Consider the following 12,298-nt stretch of genomic DNA (forward strand, 5'->3'; position numbering starts at 1 on the left):
TTTCCTTGAGTCTATGAGTCTTCAAGCGTCGATGAGGGCTATGCCACGGTTTTTGAAATTGAGTGTGACATCGCTCGTTTCGCGTTGCGTGTGGTTCATTTCATGATCGACGATGAAGAGCGTGCCGACTTCGGTCTCGACTTCATATTCGATGTGACCGCCGAGATAAGCCGTGTGCAGCACGCGGCCGGGCATGCCGCTGCCGCCCGCCGCACCGATGATGATGGCGCCGGGACGCACGGCAAGCTTGGCGGTACCGGAGCGCGGGCCGCGGCTTCGGACCCGATGTTCCATGTTGCCAACCCGCACGAGGGATTCTTCACCCGTCTGGGACACAACTTCGCAGGGCACCACGTTGGCCTCTCCCATGAAATCCGCAATGAAGGAGGAGGCGGGCGCCTCGTAAAGCTCGCGGGGCGCGCCAGACTGGGCGATTTCTCCTTCCTTCATGACGATGATGCGATCCGATACCGCGAGCGCCTCATCCTGGTCATGCGTGACATAAACGGCGGTGAAGCCGATCCTTTGCTGAAGCTCGCGGATATCGGTGCGCACGCGCCGGCGCAGGCGCGCATCGAGGTTCGACAAGGGTTCATCAAGGAGCAGCACCTGCGGCTCCAACACGAGGGCGCGGGCGACCGCGACGCGCTGCTGCTGGCCGCCGGAGAGTTCCGCCGGCAGGCGGTGGCCCATGCCCGCGAGGCCGACGAGCTTGAGACCCTCTTCGGCCTTTTCCCGCGCCTCGGCCTTTTTCAGGCCCGAGGACTGGAGGCCGTAGGCGACGTTATCCAGCGCGCTCATATGCGGAAACAGAGCGTAGGACTGGAAAACCATCGAGACATCCCGCTCATTGGCGGGAAGCATGGTGACATCCTTGTCGCCGATGAGAATGCGGCCGGAATTGGGATGTTCAAGGCCGGCGAGCATGCGAAGCGTCGTCGTCTTGCCGCAGCCGGAGGGGCCGAGAAGCGTGACGAGCGTGCCGGGCTCGATGGTCAATGAAAGGTCTGGAATGGCGGTGAATGCGCCGAAGGTCTTGCGGACATTTTCGAAGACGACGGAGCCCGGTTTGACGGTAATCATGCGACTTTCTCCTGAGGATGAGAAACGGATTTGGGTTCATCGAGGCCCGCGACGCGGTTTTCGCGCCGCAGACGTCTTTCGCCGACGATGAGCTGGAAGCCTGCGATGATGGTGATCATGACGACGATCAGCATCGAGGAATATGCGATTGCGACACCGTATTCGCCGTTTTCCACCAGGCCGACGATATAGGACGTCGCCATATTGTATTGGGCGCTGACGAGGAAGATGACCGCGCTGATCGACGTGATGGCCCTGACGAAGGAATAGACCAGCGCCGCCCTGATGGCCGGGCGCAACAGCGGCAGCACCACCAGGCGAATGGTGCGGAAGCTGTTTGCCCTAAGCGTGAGCGAGGCTTCGTCGAGGCTCTTGTCCAGTTGGCTCATGGCCGCGATGCCGCCGCGCACGCCGACCGGCATGTTGCGGAACACGAAGCAGGCAATGAGGATCAGTGCCGATCCCGTCATTTCGAGCGGCGGCAGGTTGAAGGCCATGATGTAGCTGACGCCGATGACCGTGCCGGGAATGGCAAAGCTCATCATCAGGGCGAATTCGAACAGGTTCCGGCCGGCAAATTTCTGCCGGACGATGATATAAGCCGTCAGCAGCCCGACAGCTGCGGTGAGCGGGGCGGAAATCAGGGCGATCTCCATCGTCGTCCAGAAGGAATTCCAGGCGACGCCCGTCCAGGCGATCGAACCATTGCTGAGGCTGACGGAGAAGGCGCGGACGTAATGTTCGATCGTCAGCGTGTTATCAAGGCCCCAGGTCTTCACGAAACCGCCGACGAGGATCATGCCATAAACGACGATGGTGAAGAGCATCCATGGAATGACGAGCGCGTGTACCGCAATCGACATGGATTTCGGAAGGGCGATATGCGCGCCGCTGTCGCCCTTGCCGGTGACGGTGGCGAAATTCTTGCCGGCCAGCCAGAAGCGTTGGGCAATGAAGGCTGACAGCGTAAAGCAGAGCAGCACGATGGCGAGGACTGCCGCGCGGGATGGGTCATTCTGCGAGCCGACGACGGCGAAGAAGATTTCCGTCGACAGAACGCCGTGGCTGCCGCCCAGCACCAGGGGATTGCCGAAATCCGCCATGCTTTCGATGAAGCCGATCAGAAACGCATTGGCGAGGCCCGGCTTCATCAGCGGAAGCGACACGCGCCAGAAGGTGCGCCAGCGGTCTGCACGCAGCGTCTGCGATGCCTCCTCCATCGACGGGCTGACGCCTTCGACGACACCGATCAGGACGAGGAATGAAATCGGCGTAAAGGACAGGACCTGCGCGATCCATATGCCCGTCAGGCCATAGAGCCAGCGGCCCGGCTCGATGCCGAAGACACTCGACATGAATTCGGTGACGACGCCTGCACGGCCGAAAAGCAGCGTCAGGGCAAGGCCGATGACGAAAGGCGGCGTGATGATCGGTAGGATCGTCAGCAGCCGCAGGCCTTTCTTGAACGGAAAACGCGTGCGGGTGGCGACCAGCGCGAAGGCCAGTCCGAGGATGGTCGATCCCGCCGCCGTCATGATGGCGAGGAAAAGTGTGCGCCATGCGACACCGCAGCGGCCGGCACTGACGACACAATCAAGGCTCCAGATGCCGGGATCACGCATGTTGCGGATAAATCCATCGGGATTGAACGAGCCGTCAAAGTCCTGCACCGCCCCGACCATCATGCTGCCGATGGGATAAAAGACGAAAACGCAGACCAGGAAGACGAGAAGCGAAATAGAGGAGACGACAAAGACGTCGCCCTTCATGAAGCCCCGTTCGGCGAGACCAAAGGAAATGAAGAGCACGAAGACGAAAGCCATCGTAACCGCACCCGCGCCCATGGAGGGCTGCCCGTCGGCCATGGCGCCGAAGAGGCTTTCACTGGCCTGCCAGGTCCACCCGGTAAAGCCGATCGCCAACCCCTGAAGCACGAGGAAGGCGAGCCCGAGAGCACCGGCGGCGGCGAGAAGCCTACCGCGCAGGAGAGGATCGGACAGCGTCCGCGCAACGGCTCCCAACAGAAAGAAGATCAGGACGCCGAACAGCCAGGTTCGGCCTTCGGTCATCATCTGGAGAATGCCGGGCGCGACCTGCGACGATGTCGGAAAATCCGACAGCCAGCCGAGGCCGAAAAATCCGCTTTCGATGCGGTACCAGGGCACCAGCACCAGGGCAGCAAGGCCCAAGGCCAGAACAATATCCAGCCTGCGATTGCCATGGGTCATGGTCAACCTCACAAAATTGAGTGTGTCGGAAAGGGGCTGCCTTCGTCATTCTGAAACGAAGGCAGCCGGCATGGAATATCAGTTGGCGGCGGCGCCGACGTCCTTATCCCAGCGCTCCAGCAGGGCCTTGCGCTTTTCAGGATCGCCATAGGTCTTGAAGTCGTAATTGATCAGCTTGATATCCTCGAAGCGCGGCGCTTCCTTGGGGATCTCGGCCGTCTTGTTCGACGGAAGCTGGAACGACTTCGCATCCTTCATGCGCGATTGAACGTCGGGCTGAAGCGCCCAGTCGTACCAGGTCTTGGCGTTTTCGAGATTGCGCGCGCCCTTGACGATCGACATGGAACCGATTTCGTAGCCGGTGCCCTCACACGGCGCGATCGACTTCACCGGAAAGCCTTCCGCCGTCTGAGCCACGGCATCGTGCATGAAGACGATGCCGACAGCCGTTTCGCCGCGAGCCGCCGCCTTGACCGGTGCCGAGCCCGACTTGGTATATTGCGAAATATTGCCGTTGAGCTTCTTCAGGTAATCGAATGCCTGATCTTCGCCCATGATCTGCACCAGCGAGGCGAGTGCCGTATAGGCCGTGCCAGAGGAATTCGGGTTGGCGATCTGGATTTCGCCCTTCAGTTCGGGTGCGAGAAGGTCCGCCCAGCACTTCGGTTCCTTGTAGCCCTTCTTCTTGAAGATATCCGTATTGTATCCCCAGCCGAGCGCACCGGCATAAACGCCGACCGTCTTGTAACCCGCACTTTCGGCCTGGTTCTTCGCCCAGTCCTGCAACTGGTCGAGCATCTTCGATTTATATTCCAGCGTCAGGTTTTCAGACGCCGCCTGAAGATGCGGATCGCCGGTGCCGGCCCACCACAGATCGGTCTTTGGGTTGCGCGCCTCCGCGCGGATCTTGGCATAAGCCTCGCCAGAGGACATGCGCACCATATTGACCTTGATGTCATGGCTCTTTTCGAAGTCACCCTTCATCTGCTCGCAGATCACCACGTCAGCCGCGCAGATGAGATTGAGGTCGCCGGCAGCATGGGCCGGAACGCTCAAGAGCGTTGTGCCGGCCAGAAGCAGGCTGGATATGATCGTCAGTCGCATGATTTCCTCCATTGTTTGCGTCTGAATAAGGTCTGCGGACATGGCTTCGCCGTTCGACATGCCGGTGGCTGTCGTTCTGGTCCGCTTCAAGTCGTCTGGTTATTGGCTGGGGGGATGTACTTCCGTATCAAACCGCCGCAACAGCCTCCCCCGTTCTTCCGGTGTGCCGAAGGTCGCAAAGTCATAATCGACCATCTTGATCAGCGAGAGGTCCGGCGCGCCTGCCGGCAATGCTGCCTTTGCATTTGACGGCACCTGGTTCTGTCCCGCGGCAGCCCCCGTTGCCTGCCCTTCCGGGTTCAGCGCAAAGTCCACGAACCTGCGGGCCTCCTCCCGGTTTTTCGTGCCCCTGACGATGCTGACCGCACCGATCTCATAACCGGTTCCCTCACAGGGAGCGACGATGACGAGGGGCGCACCCGCCTCCTTCTGGGTGACGGCGTCATGCATGAAGGATATGCCGATCACTGCTTCGCCGCGCGCCGCCGCCTTGACCGGCGCGGAGCCTGCCTTGGTATATTCGGCCACGTTCTGATCGAGCGCCTTCATGTAGCTGAACGCCTCTTCCTCGCCGAAAAGCTGGACGAGGGTCGCGAGCATGGTGAAGGCGGTGCCCGACGAGTTCGGATTACCAGCCAGAATCTTACCGCGATAAGTCTCGCTGATCAGGTCTTTCCAGCAACTTGGAACCGGGAGACCCTGCCGCTGCAAGAGATCGCTATTATAGGCAAAACCGAGCGCACCCGCATAAATGCCGGCAGATTGCCCGCCGGACATGGTGTAGAAATTCTGCGCCCAGGGAAGAACCTCGGTCTCATTTTTCGAGGCATAGGCTTCCAGCAGCCCTTCGGATGCGGCCTGCAAATGAGTGTCGCCCGTGCCGGCCCACCAGACGTCGACCGTGGGGGCGTCCTTTTCTTTTCTGACCTGTTCGAGAATTTCGCCGGTGCTCTTGCGGACCATGATGGTCTGCACGCCGGTTTTCGTCTCGTAAGCCCGCTGCATCGTTGCGCACCAGGCATCATCCGCCGCGCAAAGGATGTTCAGCTTTCCATCGGCCTGCGCCCCGGCGGTCCCGAGGGCCCACAGGGCTAAACCGGCGCTGAATGCCGCAAGCGATGCTTTCACCTTGTCCTCCTCTGGAACCTCCCCGTTCCATTCTTGAGGACAAGCATGCCAGAACCGTGAATTTCAGCAATCCATTGAATGGTTACCTATTTTTCAACAAAGGATGCCTTCGGGGCGGAATTGGTTACGAATATTACAAATGTATCAGAACCCGTCATCATCGAGCTTTTGAATATTCGAGTACTCTTGCATATGATCGGTGATGGGAGGACTTCATCGTGCAGAAACAGAGGATCGGGATACTGATCGTCGAAGACGATCCTGATATGGCGGAACTGATTGCCGATCTTGTGGAGGCCGAAGGCTGGTCTCCGCTTGTGGTGCACTCGGCAGAAGATGCCGCGGCGACACTGGGACACGAGCAAATCCATCTCGTGCTGCTGGATCACAATCTGCCCGGAATCTCCGGCAGAACCTTCGCCCAGCGCATCCGCACCGAGTTGGGGCTGAATGTCGGCATCGTCATGGTAACCGCGGCCGGCAGCGCAACCGAGCGCGTGCTGGGTCTGGAAACCGCCGCCGATGACTATGTCGTCAAACCTTTCGAGCCGATTGAACTGACAGCACGGATCAAGGCCGTTCTGCGGCGCATCGCTCCGTCTCTCAAGGTCGAGAAGGAGCCGGAGCGCGAAACCGAGACGAATTCGCTGAGACTTGGAGACTGGGCGGTTGATCTTTCTGGGCGGCGCGCCGTCTGCCTTGCAGACCGCAGCAGGACGCTGACGACCGCCGAATTCGCCCTTCTGGAGATTCTCGCGGAAACACCGAACAGGCCGGTCAGCCGATCTCATATTCTCGATCGCCTCGGCGCGGAAAGTGACCGCTTCATCGACCGCAACGTCGATGTTCTGGTGCTTCGCCTGCGCCGGAAGATCGAGCGCAACCCGGATCTGCCGCAACATATCCAGACACGCAGAGGCAAGGGCTACGTCCTGCATACAGACACCGCCGAGCCGCAATTGTGATCAACAGGCTCTTCCTCCAGTCAATCGCGTTTCGTCTGCCCTTTGCCATCGTCTTCATCTGCTCATCGGTCTTCATTCTGTCAGCTGTCGCAATCTACGGCTTGCAAAAGGCAAAAACCGAAATGGCGACCTACAGCCTACAGGCCTTCTCCAGCCTTGCGCGTGCCTCGCTCGTGTCGCGGCAGGTGGCCGACCTCGTTTCCAGCGCGCCGCTGCTGATGAACGCGACATCGCCTTACCGCGTGTCGAGCGAAAGTCGCGCGGTCGTTTCGCAGGTGGACAGCCTTCTCGAGACCATCGCCCAATACAAGAAAGCAGAAACGCAGAACGCCATTCCAAACGACGATATCGTCGAGCTGCTCCAGGCCATTCGCCAACAGACCCTGTCGCTTGCGGCGGATGCGGATGCCGCCCAGCAGCACAAGGCAGACGCAGCAGCGGCACTCGGTGAAATAGCAACGGGTCAGGCCGTTACCGAAGGAGCCCTTCGCCAGCGCCTGAACGCCATCGTGCAGGCTGCGGCCAATTCCGCTAGCCTGTTCCAGCTGGGTGAATTGCAGCGCCGCTTCACGTCGGAAACCGGCTATTTCATGAATGAACCGGCTGCGATGGATGACGCTGGAGCCGAAGGTCTTATACCTTACAAACGCGTGTTCGACGCCCAGACGCAATATCTTCTTGAAATGTTTGCGATCCAGTCCTCCGTGTCGAAACTCCACGTCGTCTCCCGTAACCTTTCCCACGCAACCGAAACGCAAAGCGAAGCCGTCGCGCACAGATTGACGCAAGGCCTCGCCTCGGCTTCCGCGGCGCTCACCCGGTTGATCGTGATGGTCGCGATCGCTTTTGTGGTCGTCATCATTCTCTCGACCCTCTCCATCCGCTCTGTCATGCGGGTCTCACACGGCATAACGGCACTTTCTGGCGGCATGAATTCCCTCGCCAATGGCGAGCAGAATGTCAGCCTGCCCACCTATCGGGGCTCGGAAACCGAACTCATCCGCCTGTCGGACGCATTTCATGCCTTTAAGGACAGCGTCGACCGCGTGTCCCGTCTTCGCCGCACGGCCGAAGCCGCGGCCCGGACAATCCGCTCCACTTTCCGGACGATGAACGAGGGCATCGCGCTGTTTGACGCCACCGGCGAACCCATCACCATGAACAGGCGCATCATCGAGCTTGTCGGAAAGCGCGGCGGTTATTCCAGGAAGCTGCCGTTGCGCTCCTTCGTCGAAACGATACCGGAGATCGATCCGGCTCTCTTGCCCTCATCCGACGATCACGGCGGGCTCGCCAGCCGGATCACCGTGCGCCATCGCACGCAGGACCAGCAGGTCACGGAGATTGCCGTCTCCCGGCAACCGGATGGCGGCATCGTGCTTCTGGCCCGCGACGTGACGGCGCTCGACCGCCAGGAGGCAGAAGCTGCAAAGGCCCAGCGGCTTGACGGCATCATGCGCATGACCCATCAGCTCAGCCACGAAGTCGGCAACATGATCGGTATCATTACCGGAAGCCTCGGGCTTCTGGAGCGCGAAACCGGCTTCAGCGAGCGCCAGCAGCGCAACATCAATCGCATCCGCAAAGCCGCCGATCGTGGCCGCCAGCTTGCCAGCAGCATGCTCTCCATCGGCAGTCAGCAGCCGATCCACCCAGTCTATGTGGATGTCGCCTCGCTCCTGAAGGGGATGGTTGATGTTCTCGAGATTGCAGTCGGTACACGTAACCAGATCAACCTTCGTCTTCAGGATGATCTTCCCAGGCTCGCACTGGACGCCGCCTTGTTCGAGCAATCGATTCTCAACCTTTGCCTCAATTCAGCCGCAGCCATGCCGGGCGGTGGCGTCATCATCATCGCGGCGCAGACATCGGAGAATTCAGTCGAAATTTCGGTCGAGGACAACGGGCACGGCATGGATCAGGATGCGGTGGACCGAGCTTTCGAACCCTATTTCACCACGCGCGCCCAACAGGGCGGCACGGGTCTTGGCCTCGCCATGGTCTACGGTTTTATGCGCCAGAGCGGCGGCGATGCCAAAATCACGTCGCAGCCCGGATGTGGCACGCGCGTATCCCTGACGTTCCCTATTTTCGGCGGGCAGCACGATGTGCCTGATGAAGCGAGATAGAGCGACATGAATCGTTCGTTCGCGCACGCCGTTATTTTCGACACAAATACGCCAACAAAAAAGCCGCATCGGGGTGAGAGCGGCGTCTGGCAATCATGGCAATGGAATTGTGTGGTTGAGCGAGCCCCTTATGTTGCAGGGGCTCGCGCTTATCATGCGTACTGGTTACTTGCGGTAGGCAAGCCCACCCCAGATGCGGCCTTCATCTCTGTGGCGTCCGCCATGCACTGCGCCGATATAGGCAGCGGCCGCTGAGACGAGTGCGGAGGCAGCCAGCAGGAACGCGGTCAGAATGCCAGCGATACGAGCTTTTTCAGCGGCATCGGCAGCCTTGTTCTTGGCGTCTTCCAGCGCCTTCTGCGCTTCCGCCTTCACAGCCTCAACCTGCTTTTGCGCTTCATCCACCTTCTTCTGTGCTTCCGCCCTGACAGCCTGTACGCGTTCAACCGTTTCGTTGACTCGTGCCTGGGCATCGGTCGGGCTGATATTTGTACGGGCAGCGATCTGATTGGTGAGCCAGGTTTTATCGGCATCGGAAATCTGGCCGGTTGCAAGCAGATTACCGAGAATACCGCTGATCTGCCTCTGATAGTCGCCCGCATTTTGATCACCCGGTACGGCCGTGGCCGGAGTGTCGGTTCTCAGGAGCGTATCGGTGAAATAATCAACCGGATTGGTCTTCAAGCCCTGCGGAAGCATCTGCTCGATGCTGGGAGCTGCGGCCTGGCCAGCACCTTGCGCGAGACCGCCAGCCGCATTGCCAGCTCCCGAGATGACGCCGCCGGCCAATTGACCGGCACCCTGAACCGCTCCGCCAACCGCGGAACCGGTTGCTTCGACAGCGGTCTGCGCCACGCTTCCGACCGCCTTCGCGCCGCCGGACAAGACGCCGAGAGCCAGAAACGCGGAAACAACCGTTCCAAGACCCCAGACAACCAAACCATTGACGCCGTCACGAACGGTCAATTCGTTCTTGTCGGCCGCGCCGGCGGGGCGGCGCATGCGGCCGGAAATATAACCGCCAAGCATGTAGGAGCCCACCATCGAAAGGATGACAAACAGCGCGGTGAGGATCAGCCACACCGTGCTGATCTCGCCACCATTATCGGCTGAAATGGAGCTCAGCCCGAGACCACCCGCAAAAGCGGTGAGGATGGCCATCGCGCCAGAGGAAATGACAGCACCGGCGAAAATGGCAGGCCAATCGACATAGCTGCGGTTTGGATTTGTTTCGATACCCGTTGGATCAACCATCAGCGTAGCCCCAGCAATGAAAGAATGAACAGGACGACGACGACTAGACCGACTAGATAAATAATGGAATTCATGCGGTATCTCCTTCGAAAGGACGATCAATCCTCCGCGTAGCGGGTGATATATGCAGCGAGAAATGCGAGCTGATTGCTCTCTCACCAAACTCGTCGCGCTCGAAAAAGTTTCACGATTGGTCATTGCAGCAGAAAGATACTGAAAAAATCTTGGCAAGCTGGATGACTATGGAGGAATGCCGCCCCGCAGGCTCGCAGCCGTATCCACTCCGCAGTGTAGGCCGCGTTCCGGCAGCCTCCGGACCTGGTTTATTTGTCTATGATCAGTTAGCGGGCGTCGGCCGCTTGCTGGAGACGGCCAGCGCGAGGCCGATGAGTATGACGCCGACGCCAGCGGCGAACAACAGGCCGAGCTTGTCTCCGAACATGAATGAGGCGGCAGCAATCCCGAACACCGGTTGAAGATATTGCACGCTTGCCGCGACCCGGGCGGGGACAGCCCGCAGAATGTACAGCCAGACCAACAGCCCTGCCACCGTCACCATGACCCCGAGATAAATCGCAGCCCAGATTGCTTGCATGCTGATCTGGTACGGCGTGGCCGACATTTCCGAAACGGCAAGCGGAAGAATGGCGAGAAGTCCAGCTACGGCATTCCATGTCGCGACGGGCAATGTTCCATATCGTTCGGCCAGTTCGGCGCTCCAGATGTAATAGAACGCTATGGAGACGGCTGAAACCAGCATCCAGGCAACACCCGAGGCTGTCGTCTTTGACAGATCGTCAACTCCGGATCCGCTTCCTATTGCAACAAGTCCTATCCCGCAGAATGCCGCAAGAAGGCCGCTCCAGTGCCGGCCCGCAACCGGCTGTCGAAGGCGCAGGGCCGCGAAGAAGACCACGAAGATCGGGATCGTCGCAGAAACAATCGTGCCGACAGAGGCCGAGGTTCCCTGCACGCCGAAGGATTGGGCCACATTGCCAAGCGTTATGCCCATGACCCCCAGCGCGATGATGCTCGGGATCGCGCGCAAAGGCACCTTCAACCTCCCCGCGGCCATGACCAACAATAGCGGTACGGCGATCATGAAGCGCAGCGCCGTGAACATCAGCGGCGGCATCGTTTCGAGCCCCAGCTTCGTGATCGGGATCGACAGGCCCCACATCACGGCAAGAACAAGCATTGCCAGAATGTTCCGCGCAGAGGGAGCTGTTTTGAAGGCGCTGGCGCTGGGTGTAAAGGCCGTATCAGTGGGCATAATCAGTTTCACCCGTTGGCATGAGTGTGTACTCATGTCATTCATATGATCCGACAATGCCCTGCCGACAAACGATAACTTCTCACAGGACGCGTGAGCGTACCTCACGCATTTTGCCATGGCTGATTTTTTACCTCCTTTGCAAACCCTCCGCGCCTTCGAGGCGACGGCGAGGCGCCTTAGCATGACGCTGGCAGCCGAAGAGCTATATCTCACGCATGGAGCCGTCAGCCGGCAGATCAAGCTGCTGGAGGAACATCTAGGCGCGCCGCTCTTTCGGCGCCTGACCCGCAAGATAGAGTTGACCGAGGCAGGTGTTTCGTTTTTCGGCGTGGTGACGCGGCTCCTGTCGGAGTTGTCACGGGAAGCTGAGGCGATCAGGAGCCGAAGCGACACGCAGCGTCTCATCATCAGTTGCGGCGTTTCCTTCGCCAGCAAATGGCTGACACCGCGCCTTCACAGGCTGATGGCGCTGCATCCCGAATTCGACGTGCATCTTGAAGTGACGGATACCTGGGTGGACTTCACCAAGGGACAGGTCGATATCGCTCTCCGTTATGGCGCGGGTGAATATCCGGGTGCCACGGCTGAGCGGATCATGAACGAGACCGTCTCACCCGTCTGCGCCCCTGATTATCCTGAAAAACTGGGCGGACTTTCCGATCCTTCGGATATGGAGAAATGTCAGCTGATCCACGAGATCGGCATGACGGCGACCTGGGAGCGGTGGTTCGCAATGATGAAGCTGTCTTATCCCCGGATGCGTGGTCTCGGCTTCAGTCACGGCAGTATGTCGATCGAAGCAGCGATCCGAGGGGAAGGCGTGGCGCTCGGGCGAAGCGTTCTGGTCACCCAAGACCTCGCCCAGGGCCGTCTCGTGGCGCCATTTCCGGACGCGAAAATGGACGTGGAGCTGGGCTATGACTTCGTTTACAGAAGCGGCACGCAGGATCATCCGAAGGTAAAAGCCTGTAGGGACTGGATAGCAAGAGAGGCGCGCCAGTCAATATCGACGGATTGAATGGCCTCTACAGCGAGGTTCGGCCATGTCCGGATCCGCCTCGTACCCTGCTACGATCTGATACATAAATGCGGGTTTCACGACACATGCCGGATACCTGCGGCGCAGATCAA

General features: G+C 59.6%; 9 protein-coding genes. 3 read left to right on the plus strand and 6 right to left on the minus strand.

The window, feature by feature from the left end; all coding sequences use genetic code 11:
- Positions 1 to 21 precede the first annotated feature (21 nt).
- The 4 genes from CFBP5499_RS15100 to CFBP5499_RS15115 all read right to left on the minus strand — a co-directional run bounded on the left by CFBP5499_RS15100 (position 22) and on the right by CFBP5499_RS15115 (position 5,543).
- On the minus strand, positions 22 to 1,083 hold the full coding sequence (locus CFBP5499_RS15100) for an ABC transporter ATP-binding protein (protein ID WP_080830060.1): 1,062 nt from the start codon (positions 1,081 to 1,083) through the stop codon (positions 22 to 24).
- A complete protein-coding gene (locus CFBP5499_RS15105) occupies positions 1,080 to 3,311 on the minus strand; it encodes an ABC transporter permease (protein ID WP_080830059.1) in 2,232 nt (743 codons plus the stop codon). The genes CFBP5499_RS15100 and CFBP5499_RS15105 overlap by 4 nt, the downstream gene beginning before the upstream one ends.
- A gap of 78 nt (positions 3,312 to 3,389) precedes the next feature.
- Positions 3,390 to 4,415, minus strand: a complete 1,026-nt coding sequence (locus CFBP5499_RS15110) for an ABC transporter substrate-binding protein (protein ID WP_080830259.1) — start codon at positions 4,413 to 4,415, stop codon at positions 3,390 to 3,392.
- A 99-nt stretch (positions 4,416 to 4,514) separates the two neighbouring features.
- On the minus strand, positions 4,515 to 5,543 hold the full coding sequence (locus CFBP5499_RS15115; protein WP_080830058.1) for an ABC transporter substrate-binding protein: 1,029 nt from the start codon (positions 5,541 to 5,543) through the stop codon (positions 4,515 to 4,517).
- Positions 5,544 to 5,761: 218 nt separating this feature from the next.
- On the opposite strand from CFBP5499_RS15115, the gene CFBP5499_RS15120 reads away from it, so the two are divergent.
- Positions 5,762 to 6,508 (plus strand): response regulator transcription factor, encoded by a 747-nt coding sequence (locus CFBP5499_RS15120; protein WP_080830057.1) that lies wholly within the window; start codon positions 5,762 to 5,764, stop codon positions 6,506 to 6,508.
- A complete protein-coding gene (locus CFBP5499_RS15125; protein ID WP_080830056.1) occupies positions 6,505 to 8,637 on the plus strand; it encodes a sensor histidine kinase in 2,133 nt (710 codons plus the stop codon). The genes CFBP5499_RS15120 and CFBP5499_RS15125 overlap by 4 nt, the downstream gene beginning before the upstream one ends.
- Positions 8,638 to 8,802: 165 nt before the next feature.
- Here CFBP5499_RS15125 and CFBP5499_RS15130 read toward each other — a convergent pair whose 3' ends face one another.
- Both CFBP5499_RS15130 and CFBP5499_RS15135 read right to left on the minus strand, forming a co-directional pair.
- Positions 8,803 to 9,891, minus strand: coding sequence for a hypothetical protein (locus CFBP5499_RS15130; protein WP_080830055.1), 1,089 nt, complete (start codon positions 9,889 to 9,891; stop codon positions 8,803 to 8,805).
- Between the two features lie 337 nt (positions 9,892 to 10,228).
- Positions 10,229 to 11,089, minus strand: a complete 861-nt coding sequence (locus tag CFBP5499_RS15135; RefSeq protein ID WP_080830054.1) for a DMT family transporter — start codon at positions 11,087 to 11,089, stop codon at positions 10,229 to 10,231.
- A 193-nt stretch (positions 11,090 to 11,282) separates the two neighbouring features.
- Between CFBP5499_RS15135 and gcvA the strand changes: the two genes are divergently transcribed.
- A complete protein-coding gene (gcvA, locus tag CFBP5499_RS15140) occupies positions 11,283 to 12,185 on the plus strand; it encodes a transcriptional regulator GcvA (protein WP_080830053.1) in 903 nt (300 codons plus the stop codon).
- Positions 12,186 to 12,298 lie beyond the last annotated feature (113 nt).

The organism is Agrobacterium tumefaciens (genome assembly GCF_005221325.1).
GTDB lineage: Bacteria > Pseudomonadota > Alphaproteobacteria > Rhizobiales > Rhizobiaceae > Agrobacterium.

Coding starts and splice junctions, on each gene's coding strand:
- CFBP5499_RS15100 (WP_080830060.1), bottom strand. CDS start 1,083: ATGATTACCGTCAAACCGGGCTCCGTCGTCTTCGAAAATGTCCGCAAG.
- CFBP5499_RS15105 (WP_080830059.1), bottom strand. CDS start 3,311: ATGACCCATGGCAATCGCAGGCTGGATATTGTTCTGGCCTTGGGCCTT.
- CFBP5499_RS15110 (WP_080830259.1), bottom strand. CDS start 4,415: ATGCGACTGACGATCATATCCAGCCTGCTTCTGGCCGGCACAACGCTC.
- CFBP5499_RS15130 (WP_080830055.1), bottom strand. CDS start 9,891: ATGGTTGATCCAACGGGTATCGAAACAAATCCAAACCGCAGCTATGTC.
- CFBP5499_RS15135 (WP_080830054.1), bottom strand. CDS start 11,089: ATGCTTGTTCTTGCCGTGATGTGGGGCCTGTCGATCCCGATCACGAAG.
- gcvA (WP_080830053.1), top strand. CDS start 11,283: ATGGCTGATTTTTTACCTCCTTTGCAAACCCTCCGCGCCTTCGAGGCG.